This window comes from Allolucifera butyrica, assembly GCF_900476375.1.
Classification (GTDB): domain Bacteria; phylum Bacillota; class Negativicutes; order Sporomusales; family UPPP01; genus Lucifera; species Lucifera butyrica.
In genome coordinates, this window is sequence record NZ_UPPP01000055.1 from 39,651 (window position 1) to 59,578 (window position 19,928).

Annotated in this window: 17 protein-coding genes; 11 read left to right on the forward strand and 6 right to left on the reverse strand. The window is 49.8% G+C overall.

Going from position 1 to position 19,928, the window contains the following annotated elements:
• Positions 1-5: 5 nt before the first annotated feature.
• The 6 genes from LUCIF_RS02840 to LUCIF_RS02865 form a co-directional block, all read right to left on the reverse strand.
• On the reverse strand, positions 6-920 hold the full coding sequence (locus tag LUCIF_RS02840; RefSeq protein ID WP_122626364.1) for a DUF7916 family protein: 915 nt from the start codon (positions 918-920) through the stop codon (positions 6-8).
• Entirely contained in the window at positions 889-1,656 is a 768-nt protein-coding gene (nagB, locus tag LUCIF_RS02845) for a glucosamine-6-phosphate deaminase (protein ID WP_122626365.1), read from the reverse strand. The genes LUCIF_RS02840 and nagB overlap by 32 nt, the downstream gene beginning before the upstream one ends.
• On the reverse strand, positions 1,653-2,807 hold the full coding sequence (gene nagA, locus LUCIF_RS02850; protein ID WP_122626366.1) for an N-acetylglucosamine-6-phosphate deacetylase: 1,155 nt from the start codon (positions 2,805-2,807) through the stop codon (positions 1,653-1,655). The genes nagB and nagA overlap by 4 nt, the downstream gene beginning before the upstream one ends.
• Positions 2,791-3,684, reverse strand: coding sequence for an N-acetylmuramic acid 6-phosphate etherase (gene murQ / locus LUCIF_RS02855; protein WP_122626367.1), 894 nt, complete (start codon positions 3,682-3,684; stop codon positions 2,791-2,793). Before murQ ends, nagA begins: the two co-directional genes overlap by 17 nt.
• A 233-nt stretch (positions 3,685-3,917) precedes the next feature.
• Entirely contained in the window at positions 3,918-5,294 is a 1,377-nt protein-coding gene (gene nagE / locus LUCIF_RS02860; RefSeq protein WP_122626368.1) for an N-acetylglucosamine-specific PTS transporter subunit IIBC, read from the reverse strand.
• Positions 5,295-5,344: 50 nt separating this feature from the next.
• Entirely contained in the window at positions 5,345-6,076 is a 732-nt protein-coding gene (locus LUCIF_RS02865; protein WP_122626369.1) for a GntR family transcriptional regulator, read from the reverse strand.
• Positions 6,077-6,403: 327 nt separating this feature from the next.
• Here LUCIF_RS02865 and LUCIF_RS02870 point away from each other — a divergent pair, with 327 nt between their 5' ends.
• The 11 genes from LUCIF_RS02870 (at position 6,404) to LUCIF_RS02920 (ending at position 19,886) form a co-directional block, all read left to right on the forward strand.
• Positions 6,404-7,213, forward strand: a complete 810-nt coding sequence (locus tag LUCIF_RS02870; RefSeq protein WP_207856895.1) for an IclR family transcriptional regulator — start codon at positions 6,404-6,406, stop codon at positions 7,211-7,213.
• A gap of 340 nt (positions 7,214-7,553) precedes the next feature.
• Positions 7,554-8,444: a 4-hydroxy-tetrahydrodipicolinate synthase gene (dapA, locus tag LUCIF_RS02875; protein ID WP_122626371.1), complete on the forward strand. Its 891-nt coding sequence runs from the start codon at positions 7,554-7,556 to the stop codon at positions 8,442-8,444.
• A gap of 99 nt (positions 8,445-8,543) precedes the next feature.
• Positions 8,544-9,914: an MFS transporter gene (locus LUCIF_RS02880; protein WP_165865866.1), complete on the forward strand. Its 1,371-nt coding sequence runs from the start codon at positions 8,544-8,546 to the stop codon at positions 9,912-9,914.
• 65 nt (positions 9,915-9,979) lie between these two features.
• Entirely contained in the window at positions 9,980-11,386 is a 1,407-nt protein-coding gene (locus tag LUCIF_RS02885) for an enolase C-terminal domain-like protein (RefSeq protein WP_122626372.1), read from the forward strand.
• 1 nt (position 11,387) lies between these two features.
• Positions 11,388-12,758, forward strand: a complete 1,371-nt coding sequence (gene gudD, locus LUCIF_RS02890; protein WP_243638669.1) for a glucarate dehydratase — start codon at positions 11,388-11,390, stop codon at positions 12,756-12,758.
• Positions 12,759-12,809: 51 nt separating this feature from the next.
• Positions 12,810-13,694 (forward strand): 2-hydroxy-3-oxopropionate reductase, encoded by an 885-nt coding sequence (gene garR / locus LUCIF_RS02895; protein ID WP_122626373.1) that lies wholly within the window; start codon positions 12,810-12,812, stop codon positions 13,692-13,694.
• A gap of 307 nt (positions 13,695-14,001) precedes the next feature.
• Positions 14,002-15,153: a glycerate kinase gene (locus tag LUCIF_RS02900; protein ID WP_207856897.1), complete on the forward strand. Its 1,152-nt coding sequence runs from the start codon at positions 14,002-14,004 to the stop codon at positions 15,151-15,153.
• A gap of 13 nt (positions 15,154-15,166) precedes the next feature.
• Entirely contained in the window at positions 15,167-16,141 is a 975-nt protein-coding gene (locus LUCIF_RS02905) for a 2-hydroxyacid dehydrogenase (protein ID WP_122626374.1), read from the forward strand.
• Positions 16,142-16,737: 596 nt separating this feature from the next.
• Positions 16,738-17,385 carry a bifunctional 4-hydroxy-2-oxoglutarate aldolase/2-dehydro-3-deoxy-phosphogluconate aldolase gene (locus LUCIF_RS02910; protein ID WP_122626375.1) on the forward strand — a complete coding sequence of 216 codons (648 nt, stop codon included), beginning with the start codon at positions 16,738-16,740 and terminating at the stop codon, positions 17,383-17,385.
• A 28-nt stretch (positions 17,386-17,413) separates the two neighbouring features.
• Positions 17,414-18,436, forward strand: coding sequence for a sugar kinase (locus LUCIF_RS02915; RefSeq protein ID WP_122626376.1), 1,023 nt, complete (start codon positions 17,414-17,416; stop codon positions 18,434-18,436).
• Between the two features lie 175 nt (positions 18,437-18,611).
• The gene (locus tag LUCIF_RS02920; RefSeq protein ID WP_122626433.1) at positions 18,612-19,886 is read left to right on the forward strand and encodes an ROK family transcriptional regulator; all 1,275 of its coding nucleotides are present in this window, start codon (positions 18,612-18,614) and stop codon (positions 19,884-19,886) included.
• The last annotated feature ends 42 nt before the right edge of the window (positions 19,887-19,928 follow it).

The window sequence follows — 19,928 nt, forward strand, 5'->3', positions numbered from 1 at the left end:
CCGGATTAACGGCGCATGGCCATACGCCGGAAGGTATGGCGGCGGCCCCGGATAACAAGAGAATAATGCATGATATTTTCCGGTACGGCAATGCCGACATAGCCGGCGTCCCCGAGGTGATGAATATCCGCTCCCGCCATTTTGGCATTTAATGCAATCGTGCGGATTGTCTGCGGATCGGCTCCTTCCTGGGAAGTTCCGATGGTGGTCATAAATAGGGCGCCTTCCCGATGGACCACATCGCCTAGCTTTTTGGCAAAGTCGGGGGTGATTCCCGGCACCGTGCCCGGAGCGGGCATTAAAATGATATCGGCGCCGGCCTGGATGAAACCGGTAATACTTTCCTCTGTAATAATATTTTCTCCCATTTCACCGTTAATTCCTGCTCCATGCATCTTGCCGGCCGCCAGAATTATTTTATCACCCAGTTCCCGGCGGATTCGACGGATGGCTTTTTCAATTTGAGTATTGGAAACTCCTGTTTGGGGATTTCCTGTCAGCACAATCAGACGGGCGCCCTGTTCATAAGCCAGGCGGGCATTCTGGGGCGTGGCAATGCGCCCCGGTTCCAGCGTGACCCGGGAACCCAAGACAGGAATGTCGGGATCTACCGGCTCCAGATTTACGCCAATGGCCCTCCCGGTTAGATATTTCAAAGCTCGAATCACACTTTCGCCCTCCCGGGGAGTTACGCCGAAAATAGCCGGGTTGGCTGCATCATATAAGTTGAGCAGGATAATGTCGGCACCTAAGGCGGCCACCAGTTCTGCATTGGTTACATCATAAAGCAGGGGCATTACCGGGCAGACGACTTCGGCGAGAATGGTGCGGCCTTCCGCGGCGCGGATACTCTTCAGTAGCTCGGCGGCAGTGAGTTCAACCAGTGCTTCAGGCCGTACATCCAATAGACGTTCGGTCATTTAAATTCCTCCTTAAAAGCCTGGCGGCTTCTTCTTCCACGATAACGGTCACATCTTGATGCAACTGCAGGATGGAGGCGGGTGTTTCCGGGGTAATGCCGCCGTAAAGGGTGCGGAAAAGAGCCTCTGCTTTGGCGGCCCCGTTAGCCAATAAAAGAATTTTTCGGGCATGCATAATTGTTTTGATACCCATGCTGAGCGCATGGATGGGAACTTCCTCAACAGTGGCGAAGAAACGGGCATTGGCTTTTATTGTATCGTCATCCAGCTTGACCATATGGGTTGTTGCTTCAAATTTAATATCCGGTTCATTGAACCCAATGTGTCCATTTTGGCCGATGCCAAGGATTTGCAGATCAATTCCCCCCGACTGGGCAATCAAGTCGTCATATTTTTGGCATTCTTCTTCTACATTTTCCGGCAGGCCGGACGGAATGTGAATGTTTGACTGGCGAATATTGATATGATTAAAGAAGTTGTGATACATATAGTAATAGTAACTATTTTCATCTTCCTGGCCGAGACCGATGTATTCATCCAGGTTAAAGGTCACTGTTTCCGAGAAGTCCAGGCCGTTTTCCCGGTTCATCCGGATGAGCTCCCGGTACATGGCCAGAGGTGTACTGCCCGTTGCCAGACCGAGGACGCTGTTTGGTTTCAAATAAAGCTGGCCGGCGACAATTTTTGCTGCGTGAAGACTCATTTCCTCATAGTCTTTGGTAAAAACGATTCTCATTGTTCATCCCTCCTCCAAATCAGGCTGCCCTTCACAAAGGTTTTCGAAATTGCGATTTGATCGTCGAAAAGGACCATGTCTGCATCTTTACCCGCATCCAGGCTGCCTTTGCGGTCGTACACGCCGATGCGTGCAGCCGGGTTTACCGTTACTGCTTTCAGGACGTCCGTCAGGGGCAGGCCGGTATTTTGTCTGAAGTTGTATACGGCTTCATTTAATTTGAGAACACTGCCGGCAATGACTCCGCCGGGCAGTCTGGCTTCATTATTTTTGACAAAAACCGTTTGACCTCCCAGATCGTATTCGCCGTCTTCCAGCAGACAGGCCCGCATCGCGTCGGTAACCAGAATGATTTTATTAATTCCCTTGGTCTTTAAAAGAATCCGCTGAGCCGCCGGATGAACGTGCAGATTGTCGACAATCAGTTCACAGGTGACGTCGCTGTCCATGGCAGCGCCAACCACGCCCGGTTTGCGGTGATTCAGCGGGGTTAGGGCGTTAAATGTATGGGTAATATGCGACGCACCGGCGGCGATCGCCGCCATGGCTTCTTCGTATTCAGCGGCGCTGTGGCCGATGGAGGCAATAATATTGTGCCGCCGGCACTCTTCTATGAAGGGGATGCTGCCGTCCAGTTCCGGTGCCAGGGTCACAATGCGGATTATGTCGGTATACTGTTTGATTTTGTTAAAATCAGGGGACAGGATATATGTCGCACTTTGCGCGCCTTTATAGGTCTGGCTGATGAAGGGGCCTTCCAAATGGGCGCCCAGAATTTCGGCACCTTTTTTTTCCTGCTCCGGATTCATCCGGGTGCGTATATGGTCCAGGGCTGTTTCAATCCGGGAAAGGTCCATGGTCATGGTTGTGGGCAGGAAAGAAGTGACGCCGGTTCTGGCGATGCTCTCGCTCACCCGGTCAAGGGCCTGGTTATTTTTGTCCATAGTATCGCTGCCGGCGCTGCCGTGAATGTGAATATCCACAAAACCTGGGGACAGATATTGACCGGCTGCATCATACGATTCGCCGACAGAATAAGCGGCCAGTGAGGCGTCGGGAACCACGGCAAGAATCTTTTCCGTAAACAGGACGGCGTGATGTGGCAAAATCGCGTTTCCCTGTATAACGTTGGCGTTATAAATCGCTTTCATTATGATCACCCTTTATGGCCTTTTTTAAATATCCTTCGTGTTTGGCAAGAAGACGGCGTGCTTGCGACACGTCGATATTCAGTGTAAGCATTAGAATTGCTTCCTTAGTGTTGCCTGCGGCGGCGTCCAGCGCGGCCAGAATCTCGTTCTCCGGCCGTTCTGTGGAGATTTTGATTATATCGATCACCCGGCGTTTTAATTTGGCATTAATGGGGCGGACATCCACCATCAGATTATGATAGGTTTTTCCCAGTTTGATCATGGCACAGGAAGAAAGCATGTTCAGAATCATTTTTTGGGCTGTACCGGCCTTAAGGCGTGTAGAACCCATGATCACTTCGGGTCCCGCATCGACGGTAATGCATAGGTCGGCCAGCGTATTCAGCCGGCCCTCCGGCGAACAGCAGATACCGATGGTTTGGGCGCCGGTCTCTTTTGCATACCGGATTCCGGCAAGGACATAGGGCGTATTACCGCTGGCGCTGATTCCCACTAAAATATCCCGGGATGAGAATTTACGGATCGAAAGGTCTTGCCGGGCCAGATTTTCGTCGTCTTCGGTTTCTTCCCGCCAGCCGCACAGCGCTTCGGAACCGCCGGATATGATTCCGGCAATGGTATCGTCACTGACGCCGAAGGTAGGCGGGCATTCGGTGGCGTCGGCGACGGCCAGTTTACCGCCTGTTCCGCTGCCGATATAAATGACCCGGCCATTTTCTTTTATTGCCCGGGAAATGATGTCGACGGCAGCGGCAATCGCAGTTAATTGTTTTTCTACAGCAAAGGCTACTTTTTTATCTTCGTTGTTGAACATGCGGACCATTTCCAGTGAGGAGACTTCATCAATATGAAATGTGTCCGGATTAACTTGTTTCATAATTTATCACCTGTTTTAATTTGTAAGCGAACCGGTCTTTGCCGATCCTGGAATGGAAATTGGGAACTATTGATGGAGCAATAGTTCCCAATTTTTAGTCCTGGGATCAGAAAGTATAACTTTTCGGGTTGTTTCTAAAATAATGCATTCTTCTTAAGAAACCGAAAAGTAAAATACTTTCTTTCCACTTAAAGACCCTTTGGGTCTTTCTTGCTATAGACCCTATGGAAGTACTATTTCTTCATAACTTTTTTCATTTCATCGGCAATAATTTCGGCTTGCGTACCGACAACAACCTGCACGTTATTCCCTTTTTTCAGTACGCCTTTAGCGCCGAGACCTTTTAAGCTGTTTTCGTCGATTAGATCGGCGTTTTTAACGGTCAGACGCAACCGGGTGATGCAAGCATCCAAACTATCGATATTCGCTGCGCCGCCCAGTTTTTCCACCAACTGTACGGATACCGCACTGACATCGGCCGTATCCAAGGCGCCGGTTTCTTCGTCAAAACGTCCCGGCGTCGGAATGTCAAACGTCTTGATAGCCCAGACAAAGACTACATAGTAGACCACGCCGATAACCAGTCCGACGGGGATAATCAGGATCGGCTTGGTTGCCAGGCCCCAGTTCAATAAATAGTCAATTAAGCCGGCGGAGAAACCAAACCCGTGCAGAATGCCGAGAGAGTAGCAAACAGCCAGGGACAGACCGGTCAATACGGCATGGAAGAGATAAAGCAGCGGAGCTAAGAACATAAACATAAATTCAATTGGTTCGGTAATACCGGTCAGGAAGGCCGTGAAAGCCACCGAGAACAAAACACCGCCGATTTGTTTGCGATTTTCCGGTTTGGCACAGGTGTACATCGCCAGAGCTACCGCCGGCAAAGCAAACATAAAGATGGGGTAAAACCCGGCCATAAAATTGCCTGCCGTGGGGTCGCCGGCAAAGAAACGGTTTAAGTCGCCGGTAACCACTTTGCCGGCTTTATCCGTAAAGCTGCCGAAAACAAACCAAATAAAGCTGTTCAGAATATGATGCAGACCGACTGGAATCAATAAACGGTTGAAGAAACCAAAGAAGAAAACACCTACTGCACCGGCGCCGATAATCCATTCGCCGACAGCATGAATGCCCGCCTGAATCGGCGGCCAGATCACACCGAAAATACCGGCCAGTACAATACAGGCGGCAGCAGTGACAATGGGAACAAAACGTCGTCCGCCAAAGAAGCCCAAAAATTCCGGCAGTTTAATGTTATAAAATTTATTATACAAATAGCCTGCCGTTAAACCGGTGAGAATACCTGCCAAAACGCTCATGTTCAACTGGTCGTTAATGGCTTTTAACCCGTTGGTCAGAACAAAGTAGCCGATGGCGCCCGCAAGTCCGGCGGCACCGCCATTGTCATGGGAAATACCAACCGCGATACCGATAGCAAATAATAAGGCCAGATTGTCAAATACGGCTGCGCCTGCCTTCATTACAAAGGGGATGTTGAACACATCCGGCGCGCCTAGCCGCAGTAAGAGCGCTGCAGCCGGCAACACAGCAATGGGCAGCATGAGTGCTTTACCAATTTTTTGTAGCTTTCCAAACCATTCTGTCACATAGATCCCTCCTGATTTATTTTTTATGAATCATACGCTTGCGCGTATAATTACCGTTGTAATGTGACTTCATACTTGTATTTGTCGCTCCGGTAAAGAGCCTTGGTCAGTTCGACCGGCGTATTGTCCTTCAAAAAGGTTTTCCGGGAAAACATGAGAGCCAGGGAATTTTTTTTGACTTGCAGGATTTCACTTTCGTAGTCGTTAATAATAACCGGTTCGATGGTTTGAAACGCGTGGTCCATTTCCAGGTTGTATTCGCTGGCCAACAGCTCATACATGGAATGATTCTCCAGCTTCTGCGCTGACAGGGTCGGACACAGCCCAACGGGGATATAAGCCGTTTCCAAAGAATACGGTTCATTTTCCACAATACGCAGACGGCGGATTTCAAAGATTTGCTGTTTATCCGGGAGCTGTAAGTCTTCCTGCATGCGCTTGGTGGCTGTACGTTGACCGAAATAAAGCAGTTTGGTAGTCACTTGCAAGCCGCGGCGGCGCATTTCTTCCGTCAAGCCCAGTAACTGAGAAAGCTGGTGTTTTTCCTTGGCCTGGGCAACGAAGGTCCCGCGGCCCTGTTCCCGGTATAAGAGTCCCTCATTGACCAGGTGGATAATCGCCTTATTCACTGTCATCCGGCTGACATTGTGATATTCGCATAGCTCCCGCTCCGGCGGTATGGGGTCATTGGGGTGCAGTTCTTCATTTTCTATTAATTCGGCAATAATATCTTTTAATTGATAATAAAGTGGTACCGGTGAATTGCGGTCGACTTTTTTCATGAACCGGCCTCTCTTTCCCCGCAAAATTATTTTTGTTTCTATGTTTTTAAAATGGTCAGCAATATGCTTTTTATGCAAAAAACAATGGCGGGTCTGGAAGTTGTGTAAAATATTGCGAACAATGACGAAGTTTGGATATGTTGTTATATTGTATATACCAATTTTCTATCTTTAGTATAAATCATAAATTTAACGGGAGCAATCATTTTTTGTGTTTTTTTGGATACCGGAGAAGATGGCTGAATAAAATCGGACCATTCTTTCTAAATATCTATGTTAACAGAACAAAAGAAGGATTGTTTTTGTGCATGATGAATTATATATTGAATGAGAATTTTAATATGTGAAATTTGGAGTGAGAATATGTCGATAGACGGGCGCAAGGATTTTTTGAATAACAGTATTACGAAAGGGATCCTCATCCTGAATTGTTTTTCTTACGAAAAGCCCAGATTGCGACTGAAGGAAATCAGCGCTATTACCGGAATCAGTCAACCAACCGCCTACCGGCTGTTAAACACGTTAAAAGAATTTAACCTGATCGAGCAGCACGAAGGAATTTATTCGCTGGGCCGGGGTTTTCTGAAATATGAGGGAATCGTGCTGAATTCGATGGAAATCCGGCGAATTTGTCTTCCTTTTCTGGAGGAATTATCTAACAATCTGAGAGTCAACGCCAATCTGGCGGTGCTTGATGACCGGGAAGTAGTTTATGTTGCCAGAGCCGAGACGCCTTATTGCACCTATGGATATTTTCATATTGGCATGAGGCGGCCCATTTATTGTACGGCTTTAGGGAAAGTTTTGACTTGTAAATCCCCTGCCGTCGTGCACGAAGTTTTCAAACAGGGAGTTACCAGATATACGTTAAATACCATCACCGATGAGGCGGCGTTTTTAAAAGAAATTGAAAACGTTCATTTGCAAGGCTATGCGGTAGACTTTGAGGAGTGGAGCAACGGCATTAACTGTATTGCTGCACCCGCTTATGACGCGACGGGAGAAATCATTGCGGGAATTAGTATCTCAGGTCCGACAAGCACGTATTCGGTCGAAAAGATCAAAGAGTATGTACCGCTTTTGATTGAATACTCAAACCGGATATCGGCCCGGATGGGATCAAGAGGCGGCTGGTAAAAAAATATCCGGCAGTAGGTTGAATTTACTGAGCCACAAAAAGAACGGTCTTCGGACCGTTCTTTTTGTGTGGCTCAGCGGTTTTTCTTATTTGAGTGAAAATTTGAATTTATATTTCTGTATGCGGAAGGAATTTTGAAATTTGACATAGAATTATCAATAATAGAAATATGATTTCAATATATGAAAAATGTTGTGGAAAAGGGAAGCTTGTTTCGAAGGTATTTGCCGCCGGCCGGGGCAAATACAGAAATGGAGGCATGATAGGCAGTAACAATAGCAAGGATTGGGAGAGTCGGGACCGAAGGCAGGTTAATTTTGTAATAACGGAGGAGTCTGGATGCTGGAAGTTAGAGGAGTCGTTCCGCCACTGATTACGCCGGTTGATGAGCAGGAAAAATTGGATACGGGCGCTTTGCGGAATTTAATTGAGCACGTGATCAAGGGAGGGGTGCATGGGGTCTTCATTTTGGGAAGCACCGGGGAATTTTATGGTCTTGAATTTGAAGAGAAAGTCAGGGCCATTGAAGTAACGATGGAGCAGGTAAACGGAAGAGTTCCGGTTTACGTAGGCGCCAGCGCAATTACTACTAAAGAGTGTATTAAACTAACCGGGCCGGCCAAAAGGTATGGCGCTGCAGCGGTAACAGTTTTGACGCCCATGTTTATTTCCCCGAATGAAACGGAGTTGTATAGCCATTTCAGGGCAATTGCCGAAGCGGAGGATATTCCCAATGTTATTTACAATAATCCGGACCGGACCGGAGTCAATATGTCGGCCGGCCTGATTGAAAAGCTGGCTGATATCCCCAATATAGTGGGAGCGAAAGACACCAGCGGCGACATGACTTTGACGGCGGAGTACATAAGACGCACCAGGGACAAGGATTTCAGTGTCATGGCCGGTAAGGATACTTTAATTTTGGCGACGCTGGTATACGGCGGCACCGGATGTGTCGCCGGTACGGCCAATGTGGTTCCGGGCCTGGTTGTGGAAATTTACGACAAGTTCATGGCCGGCGATATGAATGGGGCATTGGATGCTCAATACCGGCTTTCTCAATTACGGCTGGCTTACAATTTGGGCAGTTTCCCTGTGGTGCCAAAAGATGCGCTGAATTTGATGGGAATTCCGGTCGGCCATCCAATCAGGCCGATTCAGCCTGTGAATGATGCGAATAAGGAAAAACTGAAAGAAATCTTAATTAAGATTGGCGCTATGGTGAAATAAACATTGGGGAATGACTTGGAAGAGGCTTGTTTTGCGGGTATTTGAATAATAAAGAAAGGATACGGTGGAGTGTTTAAAAGAATCCGCCAGGTGGTTTTTATGGAGAATAATCGGGGGGCTACAGTAAAGATGACTCAGGTTCGCTGGCTAATCATAACGCTGTTATTCATTATTACCGCCATAAACTATGCCGACCGCGCCACCATTTCCATTGCCGGGCCGGCAATCGCCAAAGATTTAAAGATGAATTCGGTAGCCATGGGCTATATTTTCTCTGCCTTTGGTTGGTCTTATGTTATCGCCCAGTTACCGGGAGGTTGGTTTTTAGACCGGTTTGGCTCAAAACGGGTTTATATAGTGAGCATTTTTTTCTGGTCTCTCTTTACGCTGCTCCAGGGTACGGTTGGCTTTTTCGCCGGCGCCACAGCAATTACCCTTTTATTTTGCCTGCGGCTGCTGGTTGGTTTATCGGAAGCTCCTTCTTTTCCGGGAAACAGCCGGATTGTCGCCGCCTGGTTTCCGGCGTCGGAACGCGGTACCGCCTCAGCCATTTTTAATTCGGCTCAATATGCCGCGACGGTAATTTTTGCCCCGCTCATGGGATGGCTTGTCTATACTTTCAGCTGGCATTATGTATTTATTGTCATGGGCGTTCTTGGAATCCTCTTTATATTTGCCTGGAAGAAGTTTATTTATGATCCCCAAGACCACCCGCTCATTAATACGGCAGAGATTGCGTATATCGAACAAGGCGGCGGTCTCGTCAACATGGACCTGAAACCGGCCGGCAGCAAGAAAGAGGGACCGGACCTTTATTATATTAAAGAACTGCTGAAAAGCCGCATGATGGTTGGTATTTATCTTGCTCAATACTGTATCAATGCACTTACGTTCTTCTTCATCTCCTGGTTTCCGGTTTATCTGGTCAAAGCCCGGGGCATGACCATTCTCAAGGCTGGTTTTGCCGCAGCCGTACCGGCCATATTCGGTTTTGCCGGCGGTGTTTTGGGCGGCATTATATCCGACTATCTGCTGAAAAAAGGATTCTCCCTTTCCGTTGCCAGAAAAGTGCCGATTGTCCTTGGCATGCTGTTATCCATGTCAATGCTTATCTGTAACTATGTGGATACGCAATGGCTGATCATTGCCATCATGGCGATGTCCTTTTTCGGTAAAGGCGTCGGAGCGCTGGGCTGGGCGGTTAACTCCGATACGGCACCCAAGCAGATTGCCGGTTTAAGCGGCGGCCTGTTAAACACCTGCGGCAATCTATCCAGCATCACCACCCCGATCGCAATCGGCTATATTGTTCAGTCTACCGGCTCGTTTAACGGAGCATTGCTTTTTGTTGTTGCTCATGCCTTCATCGCCATTATCAGTTTTCTGTTCGTTGTCGGAGAGATCAAGCGTCTTGAACTCAAACCCCGCAACAAACCGGCTGGGGTCTTGGCGGATAGTTGTGCAGACTAAGGATGAACCAATGTTTTCATATTGAATAATTTGGTCAGGATTCAAATAGGAGGCCTGGAACGAATATGGATAACCAAGTAGTTACCGGTGTTAAGCCGGCTACCCCGATTGTTACGGAAATGCAAGTCATACCTGTAGCCGGATATGATAGCATGCTGCTTAATCTTTGCGGTGCTCATGCGCCTTTTTTCACCCGCAATATTGTAATTCTTAAAGATAACGCAGGAAATACCGGTGTCGGTGAGGTTCCGGGAGGAGAAGGAATCCGCCGGACCCTGGAAAAAGTCCGGCCATTGGTGACCGGACAATCTATTGGTTTTTACAACGGTATACTTAACGGGGTTCGGCAGCAGTTGCTGGAACGGCGGACAGCGGGGCCGCAATCTACCGTACATAAGGTTACTTCCGCCGCAGAAGCGGCGGTATTAAAACAGCCCCATGAAATTAATCTGCGCACCGATAATGTAATTACGGCGATTGAAGCCGCTTTGCTTGATTTGCTTGGCCAGTTCCTGAATGTGCCGGTGGCGGCGCTGCTGGGCAGCGGACAGCAGCGGGATGCCGTAAGAATGCTGGGTTATTTGTTTTATATCGGTGACCGTAATAAAACCGATTTACCGTATCTAAGCAATTTGGCGGTTAAAGATGACTGGCTGCGGTTACGGCACGAAGCTGCGCTGACACCGCAGGCCGTTGTAAGACTTGCCGAAGCGGCCAAAGAGCGGTATGGCTTTAAAGACTTTAAGCTCAAGGGCGGCGTTATGCATGGTGAAGAAGAGATGGAAGCCGTAGCCGCCCTGGCGCAGCGTTTCCCCGATGCCCGGATTACGTTGGATCCGAACGCGGCCTGGTCACTGGAGGAAGCCATTAAGTTGTGCCGCAATCAACAGCAGGTACTGGCCTATGCCGAGGACCCCTGCGGACCGGAAAATGGCTATTCGGGACGGGAGATTATGGCCGAATTCCGGCGTGCTACCGGCATTCCGACTGCTACCAACATGATTGCAACGGACTGGCGGCAAATGGGGCATTCAATTTTGCTGCATGCTGTGGATATTCCGCTGGCCGACCCCCATTTCTGGACAATGCAGGGATCCGTAAGGGTTGCGCAGTTGTGTGCGGAGTGGGGACTGACCTGGGGATCCCATTCGAATAACCATTTTGATATTTCGCTGGCTATGTTTACGCATGCAGCGGCGGCGGCACCGGGCGAAATTACCGCGATTGATACTCATTGGATCTGGCAGGAGGAACAGGAGCATCTGACCAAAGAACCCTTTAAAATTCAGGGCGGCCTGGTAGAAGTGCCGAAGAAGCCGGGTCTTGGGGTCGAAATTGATATGGAACAAATTGAAAAGGCCAACCGGCTTTATAATAAGATTGGCCAGGGGGCGAGGGATGACGCAATGGCAATGCAGTATCTGATTCCCGGCTGGAAGTACGATCCCAAGCGCCCCAGTCTGGGGAGGTAGAATGGAAATTATGAATCAGGAAATAGCCAAAACCGGTCTTTCCGGCACGCCGGCCATTCGGGAAATGCAAGTGATTCCGGTGGCGGGACAGGATAGTATGCTGCTGAATCTCAGCGGCGCCCATAGTCCTTTTTTTACCCGCAATATAGTGATCTTAAAAGATAATGCGGGTAACACCGGTGTGGGGGAAGTTCCCGGCGGTGAACGCATTCGTCAGACCTTGGAGGATGCAAAGGATTTGGTTGTGGGGCAATCCATCGGCACGTATAACAACATTCTTAATACGGTACGGCAGCGGTTTGCCGACCGGGATGCCGGCGGACGCGGTTTGCAAACCTTTGATCAGCGGGTTACCATTCATGCCGTTACAGCGCTGGAAGCGTCCCTTCTGGATTTGCTGGGACAATTTCTCGGTGTGCCTGTTGCGGCGCTGCTTGGTACGGGTCAGCAGCGCCGGGAAGTGGAAATGCTGGGCTATCTGTTCTATATTGGCGACCGTAAAAAGACCGGGTTGCCTTATCTGGACGGTGGTGCCGGTACCCAAAGTGACTGGCGGCGGCTGCGGCATGAAGAGGCGCTGAATCCTCAGTCGGTTGTGCGGCTGGCGGAAGCGGCGCAGGAGCGCTACGGCTTTAATGATTTTAAATTAAAAGGCGGCGTGTTGTCTGGTGAAGAAGAGATGGAAGCGGTCACGGAATTAGCGGAACGTTTCCCTCAGGCCCGTATTACTCTTGATCCGAATGGAGCGTGGTCGTTGGAGGAGGCAATCCGGTTATGCCGCAACCAGCATCATGTACTGACGTATGCCGAAGATCCGTGCGGGGCGGAAAACGGCTATTCCGGACGGGAAGTAATGGCTGAGTTCCGGCGGGCTACCGGGTTGCCGACAGCAACCAATATGATTGCCACGGACTGGCGGCAAATGGGCCATACGATTCAACTCCACGCCGTGGATATTCCGCTGGCCGACCCCCATTTCTGGACGATGCAGGGCTCGGTCCGCGTGGCCCAGATGTGTCATGAATGGGGATTGACCTGGGGGTCTCATTCTAATAATCATTTCGATATTTCGCTCGCCATGTTTACTCATGTCGGTGCCGCTGCACCGGGAAAAATCACGGCGCTTGACACGCATTGGATCTGGCAGGAAGGGCAGGAGCGTTTGACCAAGGAGCCGTTTAAGATTACCGGCGGCAAGATCGCCGTTCCCGATAAGTCCGGACTCGGGGTTGAAGCGGACATGGCACAAATCGAGAAGGCAAACCGCCTGTACCGGCAAATGGGGTTGGGGGCACGCGATGATGCGGAGGCCATGCAATATTTAATTCCAGGCTGGAAGTTTGATAATAAACGTCCCTGTCTGGTGCGGTAAATCGTTTTAAACACTAAAAATTAAATTATCTGGTAAAGGAGTAAGTCGGATATGAAAATTGGATTTATTGGTTTAGGAATTATGGGCAAACCTATGAGTAAAAACCTGCTTAAAGCCGGGTATAGTCTGGTGGTTATGGATAGAAACCAAAGCGCCGTGGCGGAAGTAGTCGACGCCGGTGCCCAAGCGGCTCCCACTCCCAAGGCGGTGGCGGAACAAACCGATGTTATCATTACCATGCTGCCCAATTCGCCCCACGTGAAAGAAGTGGTTTTAGGCGAAGGCGGTGTGATGGAAGGGGTCCAAAAAGGAAGCATCGTAATCGACATGAGTTCCATTGCTCCGCTTGTTAGCCGGGAAATCGCGGAAAAACTGGCCGGACGGAGTGTGGAAATGCTGGACGCCCCGGTCAGCGGCGGCGAACCCAAAGCGATTGACGGTACCCTTTCCGTAATGGTCGGTGGTAAAAAGGCTGTTTTTGACCAATGTTATCCCATTATGAAGGCCATGGCCGGCTCGGTGGTGCTGACCGGCGAGGTAGGTGCCGGCAATATCACAAAACTGGCCAATCAGGTCATTGTCGCCCTGAATATTGCTGCCATGTCGGAAGCGCTGGTGCTGGCCAGTAAAGCCGGAGTGGAGCCGGAGCTGGTGTATCAGGCCATTCGCGGCGGCCTGGCCGGCAGTACCGTTCTGGATGCCAAGGCACCGCTGGTAATGGACCGCAAGTTTAATCCCGGGTTTCGCGTTAACTTGCACATTAAGGATTTGAACAATGCGTTGGAAACATCCCATGAAATCGGGGTGTCGCTGCCGTTGACCGCTGCTGTTATGGAAATGATGCAGGCTCTTAAGGTAGACGGCCTGGGTGACGCAGACCATGGCAGTTTGGTTCAGTATTATGAGAAATTAGCTAAAACGGAGGTGAAACGTTAAAAAACCGTTATTCCGCTTTCTCGGCGGGAGCCGGGCGCAGGAATCCGGTTTAAAAATCTATCCCGTTTAAATCAAGGAAAACCTTCTATCAAAAGATAGAAGGTTTTCCTTGAAAGTATAAGTTTTAAAGACTGCATAAATGATTTTAGACGGACTTTTCCGCGCCTTGCGCCATGCGCCAAGAACCGAAAGACCCGCGTCAGCGGTCTTTCTTAATCTGATGGTCGGTTTGCAGGAATTGGCCTGTAAGCGGAATAATTATCAATCATAGTTAAAAGTAAATTAACTTTTTTAAAGGAAGTGAATCATGGTGCGCATTATCATAGCGCCGGACTCTTTTAAAGGAAGCCTTTCGGCCATAGAGGTGGCAAAAGCCATGGAAAAAGGGGTGCGTCATGTCTTTCCCGACGCCGAGGTGGTAAAAGTTCCTATTGCCGATGGCGGCGAGGGCACCGTCGATGCACTGGTGACGGCTACCGGCGGCCGGATTGTACGGCAAACGGTGACAGGGCCGCTGGGAGAACCGGTTGAAGCATACTGGGGCATTCTGGGGGACGGGCGGACGGCTGTTATTGAAATGGCGGCCGCATCCGGATTACCGCTGATTCCAAAAGAACGACGCGATCCCCGGCTTACGACTACTTATGGAACGGGGGAATTGATCAAGGCGGCGCTGGAAGCGGGAATCCGTACTCTGATCATCGGTATCGGCGGCAGTGCAACCAATGACGGCGGCGCCGGTATGGCCCGAGCGCTGGGTATCCGGTTTTTAGATGCTGCGGGCTGTGAATTGCCTGACGGGGGAGCCGCGCTGAACCGGTTGGCCCGGATTGACATATCCGGCCGGGACCCGCGTTTAGACGAGGCGGCTATTTTGGTAGCCTGTGATGTGGATAATCCGCTGTGCGGTTCCCGGGGTGCTTCGGCGGTTTATGGGCCGCAGAAAGGGGCCACTCCGGCCATTGTTGCTGAACTGGACCAGGCCCTGCTGCATTATGCCGGCATTGCCCAAATGGCTACTGGCAGAGATATTGCCAATCGGCCGGGAGCAGGAGCGGCAGGCGGGCTGGGGGCCGGCCTGCTGTTCTTTACCAATGCCCGGCTCAAACCTGGCGTGGAGATTGTATTGGAAGCCGCTCAATTTTCCATTCTGGTCCAACATGCCGACCTGGTTATTACCGGGGAAGGCGCCACTGACTTTCAAACGGCTCATGGAAAGGCTCCCGTCGGTGTGGCCAGAATCGCCGCCGCCAGCGGGGTTCCGGTGGTTTGCTTGTCCGGTGGTCTGGGAGAAGGCTGTGAAGCTGTTCTTGCCCAGGGAATTGACGGTTTGATGAGTATTGTTCCCCGGCCGATGAGCCTGGATGACTGTATCGCCCGGGCCGGCGAACTGGTTGAGACGGCGGCTGCCCGGCTTTGCCGCCTGGTACGGGTCGGTATGGGAAAGACTTTACGGTAAAGGAGGAACCAGGATGGATAAGTATCCAATTGTGATGGTGCGTAATTTACTGGCGCCGGCCCAGAATAGACTTTTAGAGTACTGCAATATCAAACTTTGGGAAAAGGCGGAGCCTATTTCTCACGATATACTGGCAAAGTGGCTGGAAGATGCGGAAGGTCTGGTTGCGGCCGGTAATGTCAGAATTGATGAGAGGCTGTTGGCCTATGCTCCCAAATTAAAGGTTATTGCTCAGTCTGCTGTCGGTTACGATAATATCGATGTGGATGCCTGTACGCGGCGGGGAATTCCGGTTGGCAATACGCCGGGGGTCTTAGTGGAAGCTACGGCCGATTTAGCGTTTGGGCTGCTTTTATGTGCCACCCGCCGTATTCATGAAGGTTGGGAGTTTGTCCGCCAGGGAAAGTGGACACCAAACCAAAACATTCCTTTCGGCATTGATTTATATGGAAAAGTGCTGGGTATTGTCGGCATGGGAAGAATTGGCGCTGCTGTTGCCCGGCGGGCCAGGGCGTTTGGTATGCGGGTCATTTATTATAATAGGAACCGGCGTCCGGACGAAGCGGAACTTGGCGTTAAATATGCGTCTTTTGACAACCTGCTTACGCAGGCGGACTGCATCCTTGTGCTTACACCGCTTTCACCGGCAACGCGCGGTCTGTTTGGCTGGGAACAATTTGGCAGAATGAAATCAACAGCTTTCTTTGTCAATGCCGCCCGGGGCCCTATCGTGGATACCGGGGCGCTTGCGTCAGCTCTGGCAGCAAATCAAATTGCTTATGCCGTCCTGGATGTAACGGACCCGGAACCTTTGCCGGGGGACCATCCGTTACTGCAATTGCCTAATGTTTTAGTTACACCCCATATCGGCAGTGCCACGATTGAAACCCGGACCCGCATGGCCCTGCTGACGGCGGATAACCTGCTTGCCGGATTACGAAACCGGCCTTTGCCGGCTTGCGTTAATCCGGAGGTTAACTATAAATAGTGAACAACAGAAAAGACTGGTAAAAAGAAAGCGGGATATTCAGCCTTTCTTGGGTTAAATATCCCGCTTTCTTTTTGTTTTGGGATCAGAAAGTATAACTTTTCGGGTTATTTCTAAAATAACATATTCTTTTTAAGAAAGCCGAAAAGTAAAATACTTTCTTTCCACTGAAAGACCCGCTGGGTCTTTCTTGAGATCATTATACTCTATTTCAACCTCCGACCCACCACCTAATTTTCATCTCCAATATACAATACTCTACCTGTATTCGTAATATTTGCGGAATGTAATTCCGTATTGTGAATTTATTGCCTGACAAGGAGAGGAATATTTTATTATTAGTATAATTGGTATTAAATGTAGCGGCATTATGTTTTATATGGTGGATCAATCCGTGAACCCAGCCTTTAAATAGTTGCATAGCCGGAAAAGGAGGTGTGATAACGAATGATTGGCTGTTAAACGGTGACTGGCTGCGCGTCCATCCGTCTAAAATTAACAAAAAATTTTGAATGGAAGCAGGAATATGGATATTCTTAGCGAATACCTAAAGCGAAACTTAATTAAATTAATTAAAAAACTTTGGGGGTAGAACTGTGACGCCAAAAATAAAAACACTACATAAAATCATGGAATCCGGCGTAGTTGCCGTTGTAAGAGCGGAAAGATCGGAACAGGCGATTAAAATTGCCGATGCTTGTATTGAAGGTGGTATTGCGGCCGTGGAAATTACGTTTACTGTTCCGGGCGCCGACCAGGTAATCAGGGATCTTGCGCAAACTTACCGGAATGGGGAGCTTATTATCGGCGCGGGTACTGTTTTGGACCCTGAGACGGCCCGGCTGGCCATTCTGGCCGGTGCGCAATATGTAGTGAGTCCGTCGCTGAATGTTGACACCGTGAAAATGTGCCATCGTTATCAAATTCCTATCATGCCGGGGGCGATGACGATACGGGAAATTGTAGAGGCAATGGAAGCCGGGGCGGATGTAGTCAAAGTGTTTCCGGGAGAAGCGCTGGGACCATCCTTTATTAAGGCGGTAAAAGGCCCTCTGCCGCAGGCTCCCTTAATGCCGACAGGCGGCGTCAGCCTGGACAATGTATCCGACTGGATCAAGGCGGGCTGCCTGGCGGTAGGTGTAGGCGGCAACCTGACGGCAGGCGCCAAAAAGGGGGATTACCAGTCGATTACGGCAATCGGCAAGGAATTTATTGAAAAGGTTCGTCAGGCGCGCGGTTTATAAAGGGGTCTACAAAATAGGAGGGAAAGACATGTCGAAAGTAGTATGTTTTGGAGAAATTATGCTTAGATTAGCGCCGGCGGGATATCTCCGCTTTGAACAGGCCGGTTCATTGGAAGCGGTTTATGGCGGCGGGGAAGCGAATGTGTGCGTATCATTGGCTAATTTCGGCCTGGATGCGGCGTTGGTTACCAAAGTTCCCGATAATCCCATCGGCCAGTCGGCTATTAATGAAATGCGCCGTTATGGTGTGGATACCCGCTATATGATCCGCGGCGGGGAACGGTTGGGGGTTTATTTTCTGGAAAAGGGAGCTTCGCAGCGTCCGTCCAAAGTCGTATATGATCGTAAATATTCTGCCGTCTCCCAGGCGCAGCGGCAGGATTTTAACTGGCCGGAAATTTTTGACGGTGCCGATTGGTTTCATTTTACCGGTATAACGCCGGCGCTGGGCGACAATGTAGCCGAAGCTGTACTGGATGCATGCAAGGCGGCAAGGGAAGCGGGTGTGACCGTGAGCTGCGACCTGAATTTCCGGAAAAATTTGTGGACCAGTGAAAAAGCCGGGCAGGTTATGAGCCGTTTCATGCCTTATGTGGATGTGTGCATTGCCAATGAGGAAGATGCGGAGAAAGTATTTGGCATCAAAGCGGCGGAAACGGATATTACGGGCGGTAAGTTAAGTCATGAAGGCTATAAGCAAGTGGCCAAGCAGCTTTCAGACCGTTTTGGCTGCGGTGCCGTGGCCATAACACTCAGGGAAAGTATATCCGCTTCCGATAATAATTGGGCGGCTATGTTGTATAAAGACGGCAACTATCATTTCTCCAGGAAATATCCGATTCACATAATTGACCGGGTTGGTGGCGGCGACTCTTTTGGCGGCGGCCTCATTTTCGGTCTCTTAAGCGATTATTCGGCTCAGGATGCGTTGGAATTCGCCGTTGCCGCCTCTTGTCTGAAACATACAATTGAGGGAGACCACAATCATGTCAGTGTCGGTGAAGTTAGAACATTAATGGGCGGTGACGGTTCAGGCCGCGTTCAGCGCTAATAAAAAAATAAATCATTTCCGGGTGAAATCAAGCAGGAGTTTCTTGTCGGCAGGAGAAATAATAGTCAGATACTTAATTATGTTAAAAAAGTTTGACGGCAGTTTATGGAAAAAAATAATTTGTGCTGTTGCATGTCACTTTAAAGCAAACGGCAGCCGGCAAAGGATGATGAGGATGATGAACCCCGGAAACAGTAAATACGTCAAAAGACTAAACCGGATGACCGTGCTGAATATTATTAAGCAGCATGAACCGGTTTCGCGGAATCAATTGGCGGCGTTAACCGGTTTAACGCCGCCGGCCATAACCGGAATCATCCGTGAATTGCTTGATCTTGGTTTTGTGGAAGAGACCGGTCTCGGCAATTCACGGGGCGGCCGGCGGCCTATGAAATTACGGCTTAACGGCAAGGCCGGGTATGTGATTGGGCTGGAAGTGACCCATTTTGAAACGGTAATTGCCTGTGCCGATTTAAAAAATGAGCCCACCGATATTAGTGCTTATTCCATTGATATGACGGAACCCGAGACAGGGCTGCCCCAACTGGTGCAGCTTGTTAATGAAATGATGAACAGTGCTCCTTACAAAGATAAGAAGTTTCTGGGAGTGGGAGTTGCTTTTCCGGGTTTGTTAAAAGGAAGCAAGGATTTAGTGGAACGGTCCATTAATCTGGGCGTTAAATGGAATGGGTTTCCCGTTAAGAAGTATCTGGAAGACCAGCTTGGACTGCCTGTTTTCCTGGAGAGTAATGCCAAGGCGGCAGCGTTGGCCGAACGGTGGTACGGCGGCGGCACAAACTGCAAGGACTTGGTCTATGTTAATCTGGGCGAGGGTATTAGCGCCGGGGTCATTATGGATGATCAAATTATGCAGGGCAATCATGGTTATGCCGGTCAGATCGGCCATATTGTTGTCATTGAAGAAGGTCCTTTATGCAATTGCGGTAACCGGGGCTGCATTGAGGCTGTATGCGGAGTGCCGGCCTTATTGCGCAAAGCGGTGGCCGAACTGCCGCTGGTTGATGAACGGGACCCGCTTAGGCAAATTTGGCAGACCTTGGGGCGGATCACCATTCATGATTTGGTCCGGTGCGCGCATAGCGAAGGCAGTTATGCCTGGACGCTGTTTCAGCAAGTCGGCCGGTATGTCGGGGTGGCTGTGGCCAATCTGATTAATATGTATAATCCGGAAGTCCTGTTTTTGGGAGGAAAGCTCTCCAAGGCAGCCGATGTGTTTTTAGCGGTCTTGCGGGATACGGTCAATTCTCATGCTTTTCCGCAAATTGCCGGCACAACGGAAATTAAAGTTTCCCCGTTGGGTGGCAATCAGGGAGTGATCGGTTCGTGCGCCTTGGTACTGCGAACATTGCTGCAGTTGTCGCAAGCCGGTATTTTGGATGATGTCTCCGTGAATTCGGAGCGGACGCCGGAACTTTATAACAGCGATTAACTCACTTCGGAAGGGTTTGGTTTATTTGTACCGAAAAAAGAC